The organism is Mycolicibacterium peregrinum, assembly GCF_001665625.1.
Classification (GTDB): domain Bacteria; phylum Actinomycetota; class Actinomycetes; order Mycobacteriales; family Mycobacteriaceae; genus Mycobacterium; species Mycobacterium peregrinum_B.
The window spans coordinates 13,933-31,504 of the sequence record NZ_LZSY01000109.1 but is presented as its reverse complement, the minus strand read 5'-3'; the positions used below and the strand labels follow the sequence as shown (position 1 = coordinate 31,504).

Annotated in this window: 23 protein-coding genes and 1 riboswitch; of the genes, 10 read left to right on the top strand and 13 right to left on the bottom strand. The window is 67.4% G+C overall.

Features of this window, described 5'->3' with window-relative positions; genetic code table 11:
- Window positions 1-33 precede the first annotated feature (33 nt).
- Complete coding sequence (locus A5779_RS16505; protein WP_110777394.1) at window positions 34-543, top strand: MogA/MoaB family molybdenum cofactor biosynthesis protein; 510 nt, start codon at window positions 34-36, stop codon at window positions 541-543.
- Entirely contained in the window at window positions 540-968 is a 429-nt protein-coding gene (locus A5779_RS16500) for a molybdenum cofactor biosynthesis protein MoaE (RefSeq protein ID WP_064883668.1), read from the top strand. Before A5779_RS16505 ends, A5779_RS16500 begins: the two co-directional genes overlap by 4 nt.
- Window positions 969-971: 3 nt before the next feature.
- Here the strand turns inward: A5779_RS16500 and A5779_RS16495 are convergent, their stop codons facing one another.
- The 4 genes from A5779_RS16495 to A5779_RS16480 form a co-directional block, all read right to left on the bottom strand.
- Window positions 972-1,742 carry a transglycosylase family protein gene (locus A5779_RS16495; protein WP_064883666.1) on the bottom strand — a complete coding sequence of 257 codons (771 nt, stop codon included), beginning with the start codon at window positions 1,740-1,742 and terminating at the stop codon, window positions 972-974.
- Between the two features lie 8 nt (window positions 1,743-1,750).
- Window positions 1,751-1,934, bottom strand: a riboswitch (cyclic di-AMP (ydaO/yuaA leader).
- A 248-nt stretch (window positions 1,935-2,182) separates the two neighbouring features.
- Window positions 2,183-2,431, bottom strand: a complete 249-nt coding sequence (locus tag A5779_RS16490) for a MoaD/ThiS family protein (protein WP_236734791.1) — start codon at window positions 2,429-2,431, stop codon at window positions 2,183-2,185.
- Window positions 2,432-2,446: 15 nt separating this feature from the next.
- A complete protein-coding gene (gene moaA / locus A5779_RS16485) occupies window positions 2,447-3,520 on the bottom strand; it encodes a GTP 3',8-cyclase MoaA (protein ID WP_064883662.1) in 1,074 nt (357 codons plus the stop codon).
- Window positions 3,517-3,909 carry a YccF domain-containing protein gene (locus A5779_RS16480; RefSeq protein WP_064883661.1) on the bottom strand — a complete coding sequence of 131 codons (393 nt, stop codon included), beginning with the start codon at window positions 3,907-3,909 and terminating at the stop codon, window positions 3,517-3,519. The genes moaA and A5779_RS16480 overlap by 4 nt, the downstream gene beginning before the upstream one ends.
- A 162-nt stretch (window positions 3,910-4,071) precedes the next feature.
- Here A5779_RS16480 and A5779_RS16475 point away from each other — a divergent pair, with 162 nt between their 5' ends.
- Both A5779_RS16475 and A5779_RS16470 read left to right on the top strand, forming a co-directional pair.
- Window positions 4,072-4,482, top strand: coding sequence for a cold-shock protein (locus tag A5779_RS16475; RefSeq protein ID WP_055117540.1), 411 nt, complete (start codon window positions 4,072-4,074; stop codon window positions 4,480-4,482).
- A gap of 85 nt (window positions 4,483-4,567) precedes the next feature.
- Window positions 4,568-5,590 carry a glutathione S-transferase family protein gene (locus A5779_RS16470; protein WP_064883659.1) on the top strand — a complete coding sequence of 341 codons (1,023 nt, stop codon included), beginning with the start codon at window positions 4,568-4,570 and terminating at the stop codon, window positions 5,588-5,590.
- Window positions 5,591-5,593: 3 nt separating this feature from the next.
- Here A5779_RS16470 and A5779_RS16465 read toward each other — a convergent pair whose 3' ends face one another.
- From A5779_RS16465 to A5779_RS16455, 3 genes are all read right to left on the bottom strand, one after another.
- Window positions 5,594-5,956 (bottom strand): hypothetical protein, encoded by a 363-nt coding sequence (locus A5779_RS16465; protein WP_110777391.1) that lies wholly within the window; start codon window positions 5,954-5,956, stop codon window positions 5,594-5,596.
- 95 nt (window positions 5,957-6,051) lie between these two features.
- On the bottom strand, window positions 6,052-6,540 hold the full coding sequence (locus tag A5779_RS16460; protein WP_064883655.1) for a DUF2771 domain-containing protein: 489 nt from the start codon (window positions 6,538-6,540) through the stop codon (window positions 6,052-6,054).
- The gene (locus A5779_RS16455) at window positions 6,540-8,147 is read right to left on the bottom strand and encodes an MFS transporter (protein WP_236734792.1); all 1,608 of its coding nucleotides are present in this window, start codon (window positions 8,145-8,147) and stop codon (window positions 6,540-6,542) included. The genes A5779_RS16460 and A5779_RS16455 overlap by 1 nt, the downstream gene beginning before the upstream one ends.
- 141 nt (window positions 8,148-8,288) lie before the next feature.
- On the opposite strand from A5779_RS16455, the gene A5779_RS16450 reads away from it, so the two are divergent.
- Window positions 8,289-9,071, top strand: coding sequence for a DUF3027 domain-containing protein (locus A5779_RS16450; protein WP_064883671.1), 783 nt, complete (start codon window positions 8,289-8,291; stop codon window positions 9,069-9,071).
- 55 nt (window positions 9,072-9,126) lie between these two features.
- On the opposite strand, the gene A5779_RS16445 is transcribed toward A5779_RS16450, so the two are convergent.
- Complete coding sequence (locus A5779_RS16445) at window positions 9,127-9,579, bottom strand: SRPBCC family protein (protein WP_064883651.1); 453 nt, start codon at window positions 9,577-9,579, stop codon at window positions 9,127-9,129.
- A gap of 9 nt (window positions 9,580-9,588) precedes the next feature.
- Entirely contained in the window at window positions 9,589-9,852 is a 264-nt protein-coding gene (locus A5779_RS16440; protein WP_064883649.1) for a DUF2530 domain-containing protein, read from the bottom strand.
- A gap of 85 nt (window positions 9,853-9,937) precedes the next feature.
- Between A5779_RS16440 and A5779_RS16435 the strand changes: the two genes are divergently transcribed.
- The 3 genes from A5779_RS16435 to A5779_RS16425 are packed head-to-tail and all read left to right on the top strand — an operon-like array spanning window position 9,938 to window position 11,483.
- Window positions 9,938-10,369 carry an Rv0880 family HTH-type transcriptional regulator gene (locus A5779_RS16435; RefSeq protein ID WP_055117529.1) on the top strand — a complete coding sequence of 144 codons (432 nt, stop codon included), beginning with the start codon at window positions 9,938-9,940 and terminating at the stop codon, window positions 10,367-10,369.
- Window positions 10,366-11,187, top strand: coding sequence for a TrmH family RNA methyltransferase (locus A5779_RS16430; protein ID WP_064883647.1), 822 nt, complete (start codon window positions 10,366-10,368; stop codon window positions 11,185-11,187). The genes A5779_RS16435 and A5779_RS16430 overlap by 4 nt, the downstream gene beginning before the upstream one ends.
- 20 nt (window positions 11,188-11,207) lie before the next feature.
- A complete protein-coding gene (locus A5779_RS16425) occupies window positions 11,208-11,483 on the top strand; it encodes a DUF2537 domain-containing protein (protein ID WP_064883646.1) in 276 nt (91 codons plus the stop codon).
- Between the two features lie 10 nt (window positions 11,484-11,493).
- Here A5779_RS16425 and A5779_RS16420 read toward each other — a convergent pair whose 3' ends face one another.
- Entirely contained in the window at window positions 11,494-12,405 is a 912-nt protein-coding gene (locus A5779_RS16420; protein WP_064883643.1) for an SAM-dependent methyltransferase, read from the bottom strand.
- Window positions 12,406-12,611: 206 nt separating this feature from the next.
- Here A5779_RS16420 and A5779_RS16415 point away from each other — a divergent pair, with 206 nt between their 5' ends.
- On the top strand, window positions 12,612-13,547 hold the full coding sequence (locus A5779_RS16415) for a type IV toxin-antitoxin system AbiEi family antitoxin domain-containing protein (protein WP_064883641.1): 936 nt from the start codon (window positions 12,612-12,614) through the stop codon (window positions 13,545-13,547).
- 77 nt (window positions 13,548-13,624) lie between these two features.
- Here A5779_RS16415 and sepH read toward each other — a convergent pair whose 3' ends face one another.
- From sepH to map, 3 genes are all read right to left on the bottom strand, one after another.
- Window positions 13,625-14,437 (bottom strand): septation protein SepH, encoded by an 813-nt coding sequence (gene sepH / locus A5779_RS16410; RefSeq protein ID WP_064883639.1) that lies wholly within the window; start codon window positions 14,435-14,437, stop codon window positions 13,625-13,627.
- A 92-nt stretch (window positions 14,438-14,529) separates the two neighbouring features.
- A complete protein-coding gene (gene serC, locus A5779_RS16405; RefSeq protein WP_064883637.1) occupies window positions 14,530-15,636 on the bottom strand; it encodes a phosphoserine transaminase in 1,107 nt (368 codons plus the stop codon).
- A gap of 23 nt (window positions 15,637-15,659) precedes the next feature.
- On the bottom strand, window positions 15,660-16,424 hold the full coding sequence (map, locus tag A5779_RS16400; protein WP_064883635.1) for a type I methionyl aminopeptidase: 765 nt from the start codon (window positions 16,422-16,424) through the stop codon (window positions 15,660-15,662).
- A 122-nt stretch (window positions 16,425-16,546) separates the two neighbouring features.
- Here map and A5779_RS16395 point away from each other — a divergent pair, with 122 nt between their 5' ends.
- The gene (locus tag A5779_RS16395) at window positions 16,547-17,563 is read left to right on the top strand and encodes an AurF N-oxygenase family protein (RefSeq protein WP_055117515.1); all 1,017 of its coding nucleotides are present in this window, start codon (window positions 16,547-16,549) and stop codon (window positions 17,561-17,563) included.
- Window positions 17,564-17,572: the final 9 nt, after the last annotated feature.

Sequence of the window (17,572 nt, the reverse complement as noted above, 5' to 3'; positions counted from 1 at the left end):
GGTGCTGCGCAAAGAAGGCGGTAAAACGGGAGTATGGGAAAGCCCGTCGGAAAAAACTCAGCGGTGACGCGGTCGGCGCGGGTCATCATCGCCTCCACCCGTGCCGCGGCAGGGGTCTACGACGACCGGACCGGCCCCCTCATCGTCGGCTGGCTCTCCGATCGCGGTTATGACGTCACCGAGCAGATGGTGGTCGCCGACGGGCACGCGGTCGGCGATGCCCTGCGCGCCGCGCTGGCCGAGCGCGTCGACCTGATCATCACCTCCGGTGGCACCGGCATCTCACCCACCGATGCGACACCGGAATCCACGATCGCTGTACTCGACTATCAAATCCCTGGCCTGGCCGACGCCATCCGTCGCGCCGGCGTGCACAAGGTGCCCACAGCGGTGTTGTCCCGCGGGGTCTGCGGCGTCGCCGGGCGCACTCTGGTCATCAACCTGCCCGGCTCGCCGGGTGGGGTCAAGGACGGCCTGGGGGTGCTGGCCGGAGTGTTGGAGCATGCGCTGGATCAGCTGAGCGGTAAGGACCACACGAGATGAACGCATCCGTCATACGCGTCGACCTGACCGAGACGCCGATCTCGTTGACCGAATACGAGGCGCTGGTGGCCCATGAGGCCGCCGGAGCCGTGGTCGGCTTCTCCGGGGTGGTGCGTGATCACGACGGTGGCCGTTCGGTCATCCGGCTCGACTACTCCGCGCACCCCAACGCACTTCAGACCTTGGAGGAAGTTGCCGCCGAAGTCGCCGCGCAGACCACCGGGGTACGGGCGATCGCGGTCAGCCACCGCATCGGCACCCTACAAATAGGAGACGCCGCCCTGGTGGCCGCTGTGGCAGCGGACCATCGCGGGGCGGCGTTCGAAACCTGTGCCCGTCTCGTCGATACCGTCAAAGAGCGGCTTCCGGTGTGGAAGCACCAGTACTTCTCCGACGGCACCGACGAATGGGTCGGTTCGGCCTGAAACTCAGCCGTTGATGACGATGTTGCCGTCGATGCCCTGCTTCTCGATGGCCTGCTGGATCTGATCGAAGTAGCTGACCGGCTGTACCGCGGGAGCGGGAGCGGGTGCTTCTTCAGGAGCCGGAGCCGGTGCCTCAGGGGCGGGTACCTGCAGCGAGGCGTCGGCGATCGGAGCGGACTCAGGGGCCGGGGCAAGCGCGGCGTCCATCGGAGCGGCTTCGGGAGCCGGGGCCGGAGCCTCAGGGGCCGGCGGGAGGTCCTCGGGTGCCGGCGGCAGCGGGGCGTCCATCGGAGCCGCCTCAGGTGCCGGGGCGGGAGCCTCGGGCGGAGGCGGCAGTTCGCCGTTGACCGCAGGTGCATCCAGCGGGGCAGCAGGAGCGGGCTCGTTGACCACGTTGCGCGGGGTGGCGCCCGAGAGGCCGCGTCCACAGACCGGCCAAGCGCCCTTGCCCTGGCCGGCGAGCACGCGCTCGGCGACGGCGATCTGCTGTTCCTTGGTGGCCATGTAGGCGTTGGGTGCGTACTCGCCGCCGCCGTGGGATGCCCACGTGCTGGGGGAGAACTGCAGACCGCCGTGGTAGCCGTTGCCGGTGTTGATTGCCCAGTTACCACCGGACTCACAACGTGCCACGGTGTCCCACTCGCCGTCGGTCGCCGCCATCGCCTGGCTGGCCATCGCGAGGCTGCCGCCTGCGATCGCAGCACCGGTCACCGCGATCTTCGCGACGTTCTTGGCTGATGAAGACGTGGTGGGCTTGCGATGCCGTCCACTCATAAGCGTGAAGGTCCTCTCGTATGCGCCCACGAGGTCAGCTGTCGGGTTCGGGTGGGAGAGGTCACCCGGCCGTCGTCGTCGAAACTCTGACGGCTTCACCCCAAGGGGCCGCAAGCGGCTCCTGGTCCTGAAGTAAATCGGTGGACCGGTGGGTCCCCCGCCTCCATCCTTGTTGTTCGTCGTTAACCCCTGCCCGATGGATGGAGCTCGGCGCTTCGGTATGAGGGTGGGCCAACTGATTAGGGTCCGTTGACTTGGGAATGAACGGTAACTGCTGCCCGCTATCCCGTCACCTTTAGCGGCCTCGGGCGTTTTCGATCCGAGCAAACTCTAAAAGTTGTTTAAAGGTGCAGGTTATTTCTGCGTTGTCGCAGGTGGGCGAGGCGCTCCACCCCGCCGTAGCCAGCTCGTGACCATTTCGTTATGTGATGCAAATCACGTTAACCGCCAGCGAAGGGGGGTAACACATCGATCGTCTGGTGCGTTGATATCGGCTTGTCCATATCGCGGACGGCCACCCCGTCCGCCAGGTATGAGCAGCGCTTTAGCACGCGCCCGAGCTCCGCGTCGCGACCGCTGAGATGCTCGACGAGCGTCGCGATCGTGCTGCCCTGCGCCAAACCTAACGTTTCCGTATCAACTCCCGCCGCCGCGGCGGCAGCAGCGAAATAGCGGACTGTGACGGCCATGGTGTGCCCTGTCATCTAGCCGCCGATCGCGCTCATCGGCCGGGCGGGCTGCACGAAATCAGGGTTGTTGATGCCGTGCCCGGCGGGCTTGCCCCACATCGCCGTCCGCCAGGCCGCCTCGATGTCGGCGTCGTCGGCGCCACCGCGCAGCAGGGCGCGCAGATCGCTCTCCTCGGTGGAGAACAGGCAACTGCGGATCTGGCCGTCGGCGGTCAGCCTGGTGCGGTCACAGGCCGAACAGAAGGCGTGCGACACCGAGGCGATCACCCCGACGGTGCCCGCGGGGTGTCCGGCGCCTGCGGCTACCTGCCACAGCTCGGCGGGCGCCGAGCCGCGCGGCTTAGGATCGGTCCGCAGGTCGAAGTGCTTCCGGAGGGTGGCCAGGATGGTGTCGGCGTCGATCACCGTGCCGCGCTGCCAGGTGTGGCCGGCGTCCAGGGGCATCTGTTCGATGATCCGTAGTTGGTATCCGTGGTCCAGGCAGTAGCCCAACAGGGTCACGGCGTCGTCGAGGCCCGACACCGGATCGAGCACCGCGTTGACCTTCACCGGCGCCAACCCGGCCGCCTTGGCGGCCGCCAGGCCGTCCAGCACGTCGGCCAGCCGGTCCCGACGGGTGATGCGGGCGAAGTGCGCGGCGTCGACACTGTCCAGCGAGACGTTGATCCGGTCCAGCCCGGCCTGTTTGAGGCCTGCGGCGCGCCGGGCCAGCCCGATGCCGTTGGTGGTCAACGTGATCTCCGGGCGCGGCTCCAGCGCTGCCGCGGCGGCCACCACGTCCTCCAGATGACGGGTGACCAACGGTTCGCCGCCGGTGAACCGCACGCTGGTGATGCCCAGGCGGGTGACCGCGATGCGTAACAGCCGGCTCAGTTCGTCGGTGCTGAGCAGCGCGTCACCGGGCAGCCAGTCCAGGCCCTCGGCGGGCATGCAGTACGTACAGCGCAGATTGCACTTGTCGGTCAGCGAGACCCGCAGGTCGGTGGCCACCCGGCCGTAGGTGTCGACCAGGGGCCCCGTTGTCGGTGCCGGATCGAGAGGCGGGGCGGACCTGTTCACCGAGGGCAGCCCGAGCGAGGTCAGCGTCATGCCGGCACCTTCGGCGAGTCGACCGGGACGATCTCCTTGCCCAGCGGCACCAGCGAGACCGGGATCAGCTTGAGATCGGCCAGCGCCAACGGGATACCGATGATCGTCACCGCCATGGCCACCGCGCTCACCAGATGCCCCAGCGCCAGCCACCAGCCGAACAGGACGATCCAGATGATGTTGCCGACCAGGGCGCCGGGTCGGGTTCCCGGTTTGTCCACGATGGTGCGGCCGAACGGCCACAGGGCATAGGAGGCGATGCGCAGCGAGGCGAACCCGAACGGGATGGTGATGATCAGGACGAAACAGATCAGCGCGGCCAGCAGGTATCCCAGCGCCAGCCACAGGCCGCCGAAGATCAACCAGATGATGTTCAGAATCACTCGCATTACCGGCGCATCTCTCTTCCAGAGGTGGTTTCAAGCCTACCGAGTAATAGGGGTGAAGCACCCAGGGAGGGCCGAGTAAGATCGCTCCATCGCGTCCCGGCGCTGACGGGGCGCGAACTTTATGTGTGTAGGTAGTTCTGACAAGACGAGCGGGTGAGTGCAGTGCCGACCGGCAAGGTGAAGTGGTACGACGCCGAAAAGGGCTTCGGCTTTGTGTCCCAGGAGGACGGCGAGGACGTCTATGTGCGGTCCTCGGCATTGCCCGCGGGTGTCGAAGGCCTGAAGGCCGGTCAACGTGTCGAGTTCGGCGTCGCGGCAGGCCGTCGTGGCCCGCAGGCGTTGAGCCTCAAGCTCATCGACCCGCCGCCGAGTCTGGCCCGGTCGCGGCGCGAGGCCGAGCGGCCCGAGCACAAGCACACGCCCGATGAGCTGCACGGCATGGTTTCGGACATGATCACGCTGCTCGAGGACATCGTGCAGCCCGAGCTGCGCAAGGGGCGCTACCCCGACCGCAAGGTCGCGCGCCGGGTGTCCGAGGTGGTCAAGGCCGTCGCGCAGGAGCTCGACGCCTAGTACTCCCGCGCCGAACGTCGGCTTGTGTTCGAGGATCCGCTGACTTTTCGAACACCAGCCAACGCTCGACGGGCAGACTGGGTCCATGGCTCAGGGCACCTACGTCGCCGACAAGTCCAGCTCGGGCGAGTTCAATCGCGATACCAACTACATCACCACCAGGATCACGGCCGACGGACGTGACGGCTACCCCGTCGAACCCGGCCGGTACCGGTTGATCGTTGCGCGGGCCTGCCCGTGGGCCAACCGCACGATCATCGTGCGGCGCCTGCTGGGCCTGGAAAACGTTCTCTCCATTGGCTTTTGCGGGCCGACGCACGACGCGCGCAGCTGGACCTTCGACCTCGATCCCGGTGGGCTCGACCCGGTGCTGAAGATTCCGCGGTTGCAGGACGCGTACTTCAAACGCGACCCGAACTACCCGAAGGGCATCACCGTGCCGGCGATCGTCGAGGTGGCCACGGGTGCGGTGGTGACCAACGACTTCGCCCAGATGACACTGGACTTCTCCACCGAGTGGACGCAGTATCACCGCGAGGGAGCCCCGCAGCTGTATCCCGAGCCGTTGCGCGCGGAGATCGACGAGGTGGCCAAGCGCATCTACACCGAGGTCAACAACGGGGTGTACCGGTGCGGCTTCGCCGGCTCACAGGAGGCCTACGACAAGGCCTACGACCGGTTGTTCGCGACGCTGGACTGGCTCACCGACCGGCTGAGCACTCAGCGTTATCTGGTGGGCGACACCATCACCGAGGCCGACGTCCGGTTGTTCACCACGCTGGCCCGGTTCGACCCGGTCTACCACGGCCATTTCAAGTGCAACCGGTCCAAGCTCGCCGAGATGGACGTGCTGTGGGCCTACGCGCGAGATCTGTTCCAGACGCCCGGCTTCGGCGACACCGTCGATTTCGTCCAGATCAAGGAGCACTACTACATCGTGCATTCCGACATCAACCCGACGCAGATCGTGCCCAAGGGCCCGGACCTGGCCAACTGGCTGACGCCGCACGGTCGGGAATCCTTGGGTGGCAGGCCTTTCGGTGACGGCACTCCGCCGGGGCCGACGCCTGAGGGTGAACGTGTCCCGAAGGGGCACGGCGCGTCGTAGAAGCTAGAGCCCGGGCAGGCAGTTGACGAAGGGGATGAGCCCGGGGCACTGCTCGAAGATGTTCGGCGGATTCTCCGGCGGCGGAGGCGGCGGGATCGGCGTCGGGAACAGGTTGGGTCCCTCCCAGTAGTGGGCAGGGGCATGGGTTCGCACGTCGTATTCGAAGTAGTAGGTGTGGCAGATGCCCATGTCCCACACGAGGTCTGCATCCGACCTTGGCGGGTCGTTCGGCAGGGGTTGCCCGGGGCACCACTGGAACGGGCCGTAGGTGTAGGCCCGGGCGGTGCCGGCCCCCGCTCCGAGCGCTCCCGCGACGCCACCGCACGCCAGCAACGTGATTGCCAGCCCCACCGCCAGTGGCCTCATGGAATTACGTTAACGCTGCACAACAGCGGAAAATCGCGGTCTGAGAGATCTGGTCCGACGTTGCTTGTCAAGGCAAACAGCAACCGGCCGGAGGCTCAGGGCCAGACGGTGCTGATCGACCATTCGGCGTGCGGCAGCGCGAACTCCTGGCCGTCCTGGTCCTGAACCAGGGTCAGCAGCTGCACCGCCAGGCCGGTGAGCCGGCCGCGGTTGGGATCGACCGTCGGGATGGTCACGGCCAGCGTCGTCTTGGGCGCGAAGTACGACACCGTCGTGTCGATCGGGTTCTCGTACACCTGCAGCAGCCGCCACGGTGCACGGGCGACCGCGCTGGGCACCGACAGTTGCACCGGGTTGTCCTTCCTGACCGCCAACTCGCCCGTGTCGCGCGGCTCCTTGCAGTCGTCGAGGTTGAGCACCTCGCAGTACTGGAACGGGCCGACCCGCACCGAGTGTCCGTGCGAGTACGCGCTGATCTCCGGAAGCCGGTCGCCTTGCGCACTGTGCAGCCGCCAGACCCCGACCGCGGTACCGGCGATCGCCAGTACGACCACGGCCCCAAGGGCCGCAAGGACACGCTTCATCAGGACTCCCACTGTGCTGTTGTCGGGGCTGCCGCGGGACGGCTGCCGCCTTCTCGTGCGGCATGGACCGGGCGATTACCGCCCAGGCCCGGAATCAGGGATTCGCCGCGGTAGCTCACGATCGTCTGCGCCAGTCCGAGTATCAGCACGGCCGTGATCGTAGTGAACCCGACCGTGAGGTCCGTGTAGATCAGCACCCCGGTCGCCCCGCCGATCACCCAGGCCAGCTGGAGTACCGACTCCGAGCGGCCGAACGCCGAGGCCCGCGAGGCCTCGGGGAGATCGTCCTGCAGGGACGCGTCGAGCGAGGCCTTGGCGATGGCGCTGGCGCTGGCGGTGATCAGGGTCGCTCCGGCGGCCACCAGCAGGTTCCCGGTGAGCGCGGTGACCAGTGCGACCACCGTGACGGCGGCCGCGGCCCGCACGACCAGTTGTGCGGGACGGCCGAGCTTGAGCCGGGCGGCGGCGATGTTGCCGCCGAAGTTGCCGATTCCGGCCGCGGCCCCGATCAGTCCGAGGATCAGCAGCTGTTCCCAGCCGCTGGCATCGTGGGACTTGGCGACGAAAGCCGGGTAGAGGAACAGGAATCCGACCATCACCTTGATGGTGCAGTTGCCCCACAACGCGGTGATGGTGTTGCGGCCCAACGGTTGACGTTCGGCCTTGGGCTTGCCGGGGTGACGACGCATCTCGTCCCGGCCGCCCGATTGACCGTGGTAGCTCAGGGTGGTGGGCACCTCGCCTTCGGTGACCTCGACCCATTTCGGGATCCGCATCGACAACACCGCGCCGGCCACCGAGACCGCGACGACCACGTACAGCGCCCCGGGCAGTTGAGCCACCTTGAACAGGTATTCGGCTCCCGCGGCGATGCCGCCGCCGACCACGGTGCCGCCGAGTAGCCCGAAGGTGGTCAGCCGGGAGTTGACCCGGACCAGGTCGATCGACGGGGGCAGCACCCGCGGCGTGACCGCGCTGCGTAGCACCGAGAAGGATTTGGACAGCACCATCATGCCCAGCGCGCACGGGTAGAGCACCCAGGACGGATAGCTGCCAGTGGCGCCGTCGTAGTTGGCGATCAAGATCACGATCAACCCGGTGCGTAGCGCGAACGAGGCCGCCAGCGCCATCCGGCGACCGTGCTGGAGGCGGTCAAGCGCGGGTCCGATCAGCGGAGCGATCACCGCGAACGGCGCAATGGTGATCAGCAGGTACAGCGCGACCTTGCTCTTGGACTCACCGCTGGCCGCGGCGAAGAACAACGTGTTGGCCAGAGCGACAGCCATGGCCGCGTCGACGGCGAAGTTTGCCACCACCGGCCAGGTCAGTGCGGTCAGCCCGGACTTGTCGGCGCCGTCGGCGGTCGCCGCGCGGTGCACGAAACCGTACATCCGCGAACCCATTTCGCGGCTGCGTGCCGCGGCTGCCCGCGTGACGGTCACCTTCTCACCGGCTGCCGCGCCGACGCCGTGGGAGCGTTGCGCGTCGTCCTGCCTCGGATGCGCGGTGGTGTGTTGCTCGTCGAGCGGCGGCAGCCAGCGGTTGGAGCTGGGCACCGATTGTCTGCGTGGCCGCCGCGGCGTCTCGTCGCTGGGGTAGTTGGCCATTCCGGGATGTTCCGCGCCGTGATCGGCCGGCGGCCGCGGCGGGTAGTAGGTCACCCCCCGATTCTCTCTTATCGGGCGCGCGGGCGGCCGACAGGCGACCGGTGTGGTCTGGGGTAGTCCCGATCAGGCACTATGGAGGCGATGGAAAGCGTGACCGAATCTGCTGAGCAGACACCCGAGACCGGCCCGGCGGCACCGTCGCAGGAGCAGGAGGCGTTGCTGTTGGGTGCCGTCGAACAGGCTCGCGCGGCGCTGATCGAGTTCAGCGGCGAGGGTGCCGTGGGCGAATACCTCGGCGCGAGCATCGAGGACGCCTCCTCGGCCACGCACCGATTCCTGGCTGACCTGCCCGGTTACCGCGGTTGGCAGTGGGCCGTCGTGGTGGCTGCCTATCCCGGCGCCGACCACGCCACGATCAGCGAGCTGGTCCTGGTTCCGGGTCCGACGGCGCTACTGGCGCCCGAGTGGGTGCCGTGGGAGGACCGGGTTCGTCCCGGAGACCTCGGGCCCGGCGACCTGTTGGCCCCGCCGCCCAATGATCCGCGTCTGGTCCCGGGCTATGTGGCCACCGGCGATCCGCTGATCGACGACGCCGCCCTCGAGCTCGGCTTCGGCCGGCGTCAGGTGCTCAGTGAGTGGGGTCGGGCACAGGCGGCACAGCGCTGGCACGACGGCGATTACGGGCCGGGTTCGGCGATGGCCCGCTCGACGCGGCGGGTCTGCCGCGACTGTGGCTTCTACCTGCCGCTCGGTGGGGCGCTGGGCGTGATGTTCGGCGTGTGCGCCAACGATCTGTCGGCCGACGGGCATGTGGTGGAGGCCGAGTACGGCTGCGGGGCCCATTCGGACACCCCGCAACCGCCCGGCACCGGGTCGCCGATGTACGAGCCGTACGACGACGGTGTGCTCGACACCGCCGACTGAGGCGAATTGGGCCCTGCCGACTGAGGCGAATTTGGGCCTGCCGACTGAGCTCTGCTCAGTTCTCGGCCGCGGCCTTGATCCGGGCCAGCGAGGCGTTCATTCCCTCGACGAGTTCATCCTCGAAGCTGGGGACTCCGCCGAACAATGCGCCGACCAGAGCGTTGGACACGGCCGTGGTGCCGTTCTCGGCGTGGCGGGATTCGGTCACCCGGGTGCCGCTGCCCGTCGGTTCCAGTTCATAGCTCCACACGGTGTTGTTGCCCTCGACCAGGAAGGACAGCTTCTTGTTGTCGACGACCTCGGTGAGACGTGACGTGGTGGGCCAGAACACGAACTTGCGCCGGTTCAGGTTGAACGTGCGGGTTCCCGGACGCAGCGGGCCGAGCGGCTTCATCAGCCTGCACTGCGGGCTCCACTGCGGCATCCGGCGGAGGTCCGAGATCAACCCCCAAACCTTGTCGACCGGTGCGTCGATGTCGATGGTGGCTTGCAGTAGGGGTGCGGCCATGGTGTCTCCTCAGGTCAATCCGCTTTGCGCACCGCGGGATCCGCGGCGCACGGCGCGGCGCTGGATCAGAAAGATGGTCGTGCCGAGAACGCCGATCGCCAGTCCGGCGACTGTGAACGGCCGCCAGTGTTGCAGACCGCTGACCGTGAAGGTCAGGACGGTGGCGATCAGCCAGCCCGTGGCGATCACCAGAATCACCGGCCACGGTTCGAGCAGTGCGGCAGGCAGGGCCGGCGGTTGGGGCTCCGGCGCGTCATTGGTGTCCTCGGTCATCGGTGACCAACGTATCCGATGCGGTCGGCGTTCATTGGTCTTGGTTTTAGCCCTTTACCTTCGGCGCCTCAGTACTATTTCCGATGTGAAGGATCCGGAGGCGCGGCTCGCGAATGATCTGGCGCTGGCAGTTGTTCGACTCGCACGTCAATTACGTACGCGGCGTGCGGAATCCCCGGTTTCGCTGACCCAGTTCTCGGCGCTGGCCACCTTGGCCAAGGAGGGCGCGATGACACCGGGCGCGCTGGCATCGCGTGAGCGGGTGCGTCCTCCGTCGATGACCAGGGTGATCGCCTCACTGGCCGAACAGGGTCTGGTGGCGCGGGCCGCCCATCCGCTGGACGGTCGCCAGATCGTGGTGTCCGCCTCGCCAGCCGGGATGACCCTCGTCGAGGCCGAGCGCCGAGCCAGCCAGGAGTGGCTCAAGACGCAACTGTCCCGGCTGGACCCGGACGAACGTCAGACGTTGATCACCGCAGCCGATCTGATGTCGGCCATGGTCCTCGAAGGCGTGTGAGTCTGCTGCAGGTTATCGATATCGACGATCCGGCCGATTCCCGGTTGGACGACTTCCGCGACCTCAACAGCGTGGACCGGCGACCCGATCTGCCCAGCGGCAAAGGTCTGGTGATCGCCGAAGGCGTGCTGGTGGCGCAGCGGATGCTGGCGTCCCGCTTCGCCCCGCGCGCATTGCTGGGCACGGACCGGCGCCTGACCGAACTGGCCGCCGACCTCGAGGGTGTGGACGTGCCGTTCTACCGGACCGACGCCGACGTGATGGCTGCCGCGGTCGGGTTCCACCTCAACCGTGGCGTGCTGGCCTCGGCCTCGCGGGCGCCGGAGCTGTCGGTGGCGGAGGTGATCTCCGAGGCGCGCACCGTGGCGGTGCTCGAAGGGGTCAACGACCACGAGAACCTCGGCTCGATCTTCCGCAATGCCGCCGGGTTGGCGGTCGATGCCGTGGTGTTCGGGGCGGGGTGCGCCGATCCGCTGTACCGCAGGGCGGTGCGGGTGTCGATGGGCCATGCCCTGCTGGTTCCGTTCGCGCGGGCCGCCTCATGGCCGGGTGATCTGGAACTCTTGCGGGACAAGGGGTTTCGACTCATGGCGATGACACCCGATCCGGCCGCTGCGACCCTGTCCGAAGCGATGACACAGCTCGAAGGGGACCGGGTGGCGGTGCTCGTCGGCGCCGAGGGGCCAGGCCTGACCGAGCACACGATGCGGGCCAGCGACGTGCGCGTGCGCATCCCGATGTCACGCGGCACGGATTCGCTCAACGTCGCCACGGCGGCGGCGCTCGCGTTCTATGAACGTGCCCGGCTCGGGAGCTGAACTCGCGTTAGATTGGCACCGTGACCGACGATTCCACGCCGTGGGCGACCGGCCTGACGGTGGCCGGTTTCGTGGCAGCCGTGCTCGCCGCGGCCATCGTGGTACTTGGGATGGGGCTGTTGCGCGTGCACCCGCTGCTGGCGGTGGGGCTGAACATGGTGGCCGTCGGCGGATTGGCCCCCACGGTATGGGGCTGGCGGCACCGGCCGGTGTGGCGCTGGTTCGTGCTGGGATCGGGTGTGGGTGTGGCGGCCGGGTGGCTGGCGCTGCTGGCCATCGGGCTGACCCAGGGCTGACCCGGCCCGCTCAGGCCACCAGTTCTGCCGCGGTGTAGTTGGCGTCGAGTAGTCCCGCTACGGCCTCGTCGCGGCGGAACGGCAAGCCGTGGACTGCGAACATCCGCTCGGCCGTGGTGGTTTCGGGCTGCCAGCCGGTTGCGGTCAGGTACTCCGCGACGGCGTTGCGGTCGCCTTCGAAGATCAGGTCTGACAGATCGTCCAGCTCCAGGCCCTGCTCGCGTTGGTGGTCGGTGAGGGTCCGGATCCGGCTCTCGGCCAACTCGGAGTGCTCGGTGATCCAGTCGGTGGCGATGCGGCTGCCCGGGGCGCTCAGCGCGGTGATGTTGTCGAACAGGCGATCCTGGGCGTCCGGCGGCAGGTAGCCGAGCAGCCCTTCGGCGATCCACGCCGTCGGAGCCTGCGGATCGAAGCCGCGGGCGAGCAAGGCGGCCGGCCAGTCGTGGCGCAGATCGATACCGATGGCGTGCAATTCTGCGGCCGGCGCGGCGCCCAGACCGGCAAGGGTGCGGCCCTTGAAGTCGATGACAGCCGGCTGGTCCAGTTCGAAGACCGTCATCCCGGCCGGCCAGGGCAGCCGGTACGCGCGGGCATCGAGGCCCGAGGCCAGGATGACGGCCTGGCGGATGCCTGCGTCGATGGCGGTCAGGAAGAAATCGTCGAAGTAGCGGGTGCGGATGGCCATGCCGTCGGCGATCACGTGCGGATCGAGCGGCTCGGCGGCGCCGTCGGCGACCAGGTCGCCCTGCGCCAGGCGGACGTAGTAGTCCACGCCGACGGCGTCGACCAGGGGCCGCGCATACGGGTCGGAGATCAGCGGTTCGGCGGCGCTTGAGGCCAGCGCCCGGGACGCGGCGACGCCTGTCGCGGTGGCACCCACGCCGGTGGCCAGATCCCAGGTGTCGTTCTCGGTGCGTGGCATGGCCCCTCCAGATGTATAGCAAAGCTAGTTATTAGCTACTATAACTAACTTGCGGGCGTGCGAGGTTGTCGCGTGCGTCACAGAGCGGCCCGACAGCGCTGAGGATTGGGGTCACCGGGTAGCCGCAATCTTCAGCGCAGGTAGTTGTCCACAGGTGCGCGGACCGGGTCTGGTCGTGACGGAGCCGGTGGGCGAGCATCGATGGCGTGGACATCGAGGGCGTGCTTCGGCGGCAGTCGGGGGTGATCTCGCGTCGGCAGGCCCTGGATGCGGGGCTGCAGCAGCACGACATTCGACGGTTGCTCCGGCGCAATGAGTGGGCGCGGGTCCACGACGGCGTATACGTCGATCACACCGGACCGTTGTCCTGGCTGCAACGAGCCTGGGCCGCAGTGCTTTACGCAGCTCCGGCAGCGTTGTGCCTGGAATCGGCGTTGACCGACGAGGGTGCGGTGATCCATGTCGCAGTCTCCCGTGACCGGGGCCTGCTGGCCGAACCACACGGAGTGCGCATCCACCATCTGGCCCACCTGCAGGAGCGGGTGCTCTGGCAGGTCGGTCCGCCACGTCTGCGCTTTGAAGAAGCCGCCCTTGACGTCGCATGTCGGGCCGTATCCGAGTTCGATGCGATTGCGGTGCTGGCCGACGCGTGCCAATCGCGGCGCACCACCGCGCGACGTCTACTGCGAGCCCTCGACGCTCGTCGGCGGGTTCGCAGACGACGCTGGCTGCGGGCCGTGATCGTCGACATCGCCGAGGGCAGCTGCTCGGTCCTGGAGCACGGTTACCTCAACCGCGTGGAACGGGCGCACGGGTTGCCCCGGGCCGCTCGTCAGAAGCGTTCGACCTCGTCGGTGAATGTGACCTACCGCGATGCCGAGTACGGCCAACGGCTCGTGGTCGAACTCGACGGCCTCCTGTTCCACAACACGGCATCGGCACGAAACAACGACGTCGAGCGTGATCTCGATGCCGCGGTCGACGGCCGCTCAACCGTCCGACTGTCCTACCGTCAGGTTTTCGCCCGGCCGTGCCGGACCGCCGCGAAGATCGCCCAGGTGATGCGGCGACACGGGATCACAGTGAGTGGCCACGCCTGTGGACCGGACTGCGAGTTCACCGGCGTCGAGCTGGCGGCCTGACTTCGACAACGCCAACGCCAACGCTGAAGATTGCGGCTACCTGATGGCCCCAATCTTCAGCACAGGCTCGAAATCGATCAGGGCTGGGTGCCCGAGGAACGTACGCCGAGCAATACGTCCTCCCAGGCCGGAACCGTCGCACGTGCCTTGCGGCTGCGCTTGGGTGCCGGGGGAGTGGGCGCGGGCATCGGTTCGGCCGGCCGGCTGAACTGCTCGGGTGCCGCCGCGGGAACGTCGTGGGCTTCGTCGGCCTCGTGACTGTCGAACAGATGCGGCACGGCAGCGACCGGACGCAGCGGTCTGTCGAAATCGGGGTTGATCAGCTGGCGGGCAGCGTCGTCCGACGCCGAGACGGTGCCACCGTGGGCCCCGGGGGAATAGCGGAAATGCGCGACGTTGTCCGACCGGCCGGCCTTCCAGGCCAGCTGCACGGTCCAGCGGCTGTCCTCGTTGCGCCAGGCGTCCCAGGCGATCGAGTCGGGGTCCAGGCCCCGGGCCACGATGGCCTGGGTGACGGTTTCGAGCAGCGTCAGCACCGCGGGCCCGTCGGCCAGTACCGGATGTGCTGCGGTGGCCAACTCGGCTGCCCGCGCACGCTCCAGCAATACCGGATGGGCAAATCGCTCGACCCGTTCGATGGGCACCCCGGCTGCTGCGGCCAACTGCTCGACCGACGCCCCGGCGCGAATCTTTGCCTGAATCTCCTTGGGTCGCAGCACGTTCTGCACCTCTACATCGATATCGGGCTGATTCGAGGCGACCTTGTCACCGCGGACCGCGGCGCGCAACCGGTCATCGACACGCAAGCTGAACGTCTCTTTGGAGTCGTCGTCTTCGCAGATGATGCGTCTGCCGTCTACGTTCAATCCAACGACTCTGAGTTCTCGCATACCGACCTGACCTCCTGCGCGAACCCTACTGCGTTATCAGCCCGTTACCGGGCTGACACGCTGGCGGAGGGCTACCGGGATCGAGGGATTGCTCAGAGCTGGCCGACGACCCAGTCGACGCAGGCGGTCAGGGCGCTGACGTCGTCGGGCTCCACGGCCGGGAACATGCCGATTCGCAGCTGGTTACGGCCAAGCTTGCGGTAGGGCTCGGTATCCACGATCCCGTTGGCGCGCAGCACCTTGGCGACTGCGGCTGCATCCACCGAATCGCTGAAGTCGATCGTGCCGACGACCTGCGAGCGCAGGGCCGGATCGGTGACGAACGGGGTGGCGAACGACGTGCCCTCGGCCCACGAGTACAGCCGCTGCGAGGAATCTGCGGTGCGCTTGACGGCCCAGTCCAGGCCGCCGTTGCCGTTGAGCCAGTCGATCTGCTCGGCGAGCAGGATCAGCGTGGCGATCGCCGGGGTGTTGTAGGTCTGGTTCTTGAGGCTGTTCTCCACCGCGATGGGCAGCGACAGGAAGTCAGGCACCCAGCGGCCCGACGCGCCGATGGCCTCGATACGGGCCAGCGCCGCGGGGCTGACGATGGCCAGCCACAGGCCGCCGTCACCGGCGAAATTCTTCTGCGGCGCAAAGTAATACGCGTCGGTGTCGGCGATGTCGACGGGCAGGCCGCCGGCGGCCGAGGTGGCATCGATCAGTACCAGCGCATCACCGGCCGGGCGCTGCACCGGCACCGAGACGCCGGTCGAGGTCTCGTTGTGGGCCCAGGCGACGGCGTCGACCGACGGGTCGGACTGCGGCTGCGGTGCGGTGCCCGGGTCGGTCTTGACGATGATCGGGTCGCCGATGAACGGGTTCTTGGCCACGCACGAGGCGAACTTCGAGCTGAACTCCCCGTAGGTCAGGTGCAGCGATTTCTTGTCGATCAGGCCGAACGCCGCGGCATCCCAGAATGCGGTCGAGCCGCCGTTACCCAGGATCACCTCGTATCCGTCGGGAACCGAGAACAGCTCACGCAGCCCGTCGCGGACGCGACCGACGAGATTCTTGATCGGTGCCTGCCGGTGGGACGTGCCGAACAGATCCCCGGCAGCGGCCAGCGCGGTCAGTTGCTCCGGGCGGACCTTGGAGGGTCCACATCCGAAACGGCCGTCGCGGGGCTTGATATCGGCGGGGATGATCAGTTCAGCCATACCGACCAGCCTAAAGTCGGCCGCTACCGCGTCAAAATTCGGGCGCCGTCGGTGGTGACGGCCACAGTGTGTTCGCTGTGTGCGGCGCGGGCCCCGGTGGCGCTGCGAAGTGTCCACCCGTCGGGGTCGTGGACGTAGCCCGTGGTGCCGTCGGCGATCAGCATCGGCTCGATCGCGATCACCAGGCCAGGCTGCAATGTCATGCCCTCCCCGGGCCGTCCCGAGTTGGGGACGTGCGGCGCTTCGTGCATGGTGCGCCCGATCCCGTGGCCGCCGTGGTTGGCGAGTAGTCCGTAGCCGGCCTCGCGGGCCACCGACGCGATGGCGTGTCCGACATCACCGAGGGTGTTGCCGGGCCGTACCGCGGCGATCCCGGCGGCCAAGGCCGCGTCCGTCGCCTCGATCAGCGCGGTGTCGGCCACTGCTGCGGTGCCCACGACGAAGCTGCGGGCGGAGTCTCCGCACCAGCCGTTCAGGATTGCTCCGAAGTCCACCGACACCAGGTCACCGTCGGCCAGGACGGTGCCGTCGGGGATGCCGTGCACCACCGCGTCGTTGACGCTCACGCACAGCACTGCCGGGAAGGGTTTGGGCGCCCACCGCGGGTGGTAGTTCAGAAACGGTGAGGAGGCGTGATGCGCGGCGAGGATTTCGGCGGCGATCCGGTCCAGATCGGCCGTGGTATGGCCTGGAGCGGCCTGACTGGCAATTGTTTGCAGTGTGTCGGCCACCACAGCTCCGGCCGCTGCCATCGCCTCTACCTGGTCTTCGGTCTTCAGATCGACCACGTGCGGTCACCCATCGGCAAACAATTCAAATCAGGCATGGACTTTTACTCGATACCTGCGGTACCGTTTGTACAACAGGTGGGTAGATGTAAACCTCAGACAAGTATAGAGAGGTCTGCAACATGGCTCGGACCAAGATGGTCAGGCGCTGGCGCAAGAACATGGACGTCAGCGACGACATTCAGTACACCGACATGCTCGCGACGCTGTCCGAGGGCTCGGTGCGACGCAATTTCAACCCGTACAAGGACATCGACTGGGATTCTCCGGAATTTGCCGTCATCCCCAATGATCCGCGCTGGATCCTGCCCGGGACCGACCCGATGGGCGGTCACCCGTGGTACCAGGCGCAGCCGGTCGAACGGCAGATCGAGATCGGCATGTGGCGCCAGGCCAACGTCGCCAAGGTCGGCCTGCACTTCGAGAACATCCTCATCCGCGGTCTGATGGAGTACTCGTTCTGGGTGCCCAACGGCTCGCCGGAATACCGGTACTGCCTGCACGAATCGGTTGAGGAGTGCAACCACACCCTGATGTTCCAGGAGATGGTCAACCGCATCGGCATGGACGTGCCGGGCATGCCGCGGCTGCTCAAGTGGCTGCAGCCGCTGATCCCGCTGGCCGCCGGTCCGCTGCCGATCCCGTTCTTCTTCGGCGTGCTCGCCGGCGAGGAGCCCATCGACCACACGCAGAAGAACGTGCTGCGCGAGGGTAAGGCACTGCACCCGATCATGGAGCGGGTGATGGCGATCCACGTCGCCGAAGAGGCCCGCCACATCTCGTTCGCGCACCAGTACCTGCACAAGCGGGTGCCGAACCTGCGGCGTCGTCAGCGCTGGATCCTGTCGCTGTTCGTGCCGCTGACCATGCGCATCCTGTGCTCGGCGATCATCGTGCCGCCGCGCGCGTTCTGGAAGGAATTCGACATCCCGCGCTCGGTGCGCAAGGAGCTGTTCTTCCGTTCCCCGGAGTCGCGCAAGATGCTGCGGGACATGTTCGGCGACGTGCGCATGCTGTGCCACGACACCGGTCTGATGAACCCGATCGCCAAGCTGATGTGGCGGATCTGCAAGATCGACGGAGCGCCGAGCCGCTACCGTAGCGAGCCACAGCGCGAGCACCTGGTCTCGGTCGCCTGAAGCTCGTCC

Bases quoted from the DNA above. Each gene is read 5' to 3' on its own strand.
- A5779_RS16445 (WP_064883651.1), bottom strand. From the start codon at position 9,579: ATGGCCGCACCCCTACTGCAAGCCACCATCGACATCGACGCACCGGTC.
- serC (WP_064883637.1), bottom strand. From the start codon at position 15,636: ATGGCTGAACTGATCATCCCCGCCGATATCAAGCCCCGCGACGGCCGT.
- A5779_RS16470 (WP_064883659.1), top strand. From the start codon at position 4,568: ATGGCTCAGGGCACCTACGTCGCCGACAAGTCCAGCTCGGGCGAGTTC.
- A5779_RS16440 (WP_064883649.1), bottom strand. From the start codon at position 9,852: ATGACCGAGGACACCAATGACGCGCCGGAGCCCCAACCGCCGGCCCTG.
- A5779_RS16450 (WP_064883671.1), top strand. From the start codon at position 8,289: ATGGAAAGCGTGACCGAATCTGCTGAGCAGACACCCGAGACCGGCCCG.
- A5779_RS16465 (WP_110777391.1), bottom strand. From the start codon at position 5,956: ATGAGGCCACTGGCGGTGGGGCTGGCAATCACGTTGCTGGCGTGCGGT.
- A5779_RS16455 (WP_236734792.1), bottom strand. From the start codon at position 8,147: ATGGCCAACTACCCCAGCGACGAGACGCCGCGGCGGCCACGCAGACAA.
- moaA (WP_064883662.1), bottom strand. From the start codon at position 3,520: ATGACGCTGACCTCGCTCGGGCTGCCCTCGGTGAACAGGTCCGCCCCG.
- A5779_RS16495 (WP_064883666.1), bottom strand. From the start codon at position 1,742: ATGAGTGGACGGCATCGCAAGCCCACCACGTCTTCATCAGCCAAGAAC.
- A5779_RS16490 (WP_236734791.1), bottom strand. From the start codon at position 2,431: ATGGCCGTCACAGTCCGCTATTTCGCTGCTGCCGCCGCGGCGGCGGGA.
- A5779_RS16505 (WP_110777394.1), top strand. From the start codon at position 34: ATGGGAAAGCCCGTCGGAAAAAACTCAGCGGTGACGCGGTCGGCGCGG.
- A5779_RS16420 (WP_064883643.1), bottom strand. From the start codon at position 12,405: ATGCCACGCACCGAGAACGACACCTGGGATCTGGCCACCGGCGTGGGT.
- A5779_RS16500 (WP_064883668.1), top strand. From the start codon at position 540: ATGAACGCATCCGTCATACGCGTCGACCTGACCGAGACGCCGATCTCG.
- A5779_RS16480 (WP_064883661.1), bottom strand. From the start codon at position 3,909: ATGCGAGTGATTCTGAACATCATCTGGTTGATCTTCGGCGGCCTGTGG.
- A5779_RS16460 (WP_064883655.1), bottom strand. From the start codon at position 6,540: ATGAAGCGTGTCCTTGCGGCCCTTGGGGCCGTGGTCGTACTGGCGATC.
- A5779_RS16395 (WP_055117515.1), top strand. From the start codon at position 16,547: ATGGCTCGGACCAAGATGGTCAGGCGCTGGCGCAAGAACATGGACGTC.
- sepH (WP_064883639.1), bottom strand. From the start codon at position 14,437: ATGCGAGAACTCAGAGTCGTTGGATTGAACGTAGACGGCAGACGCATC.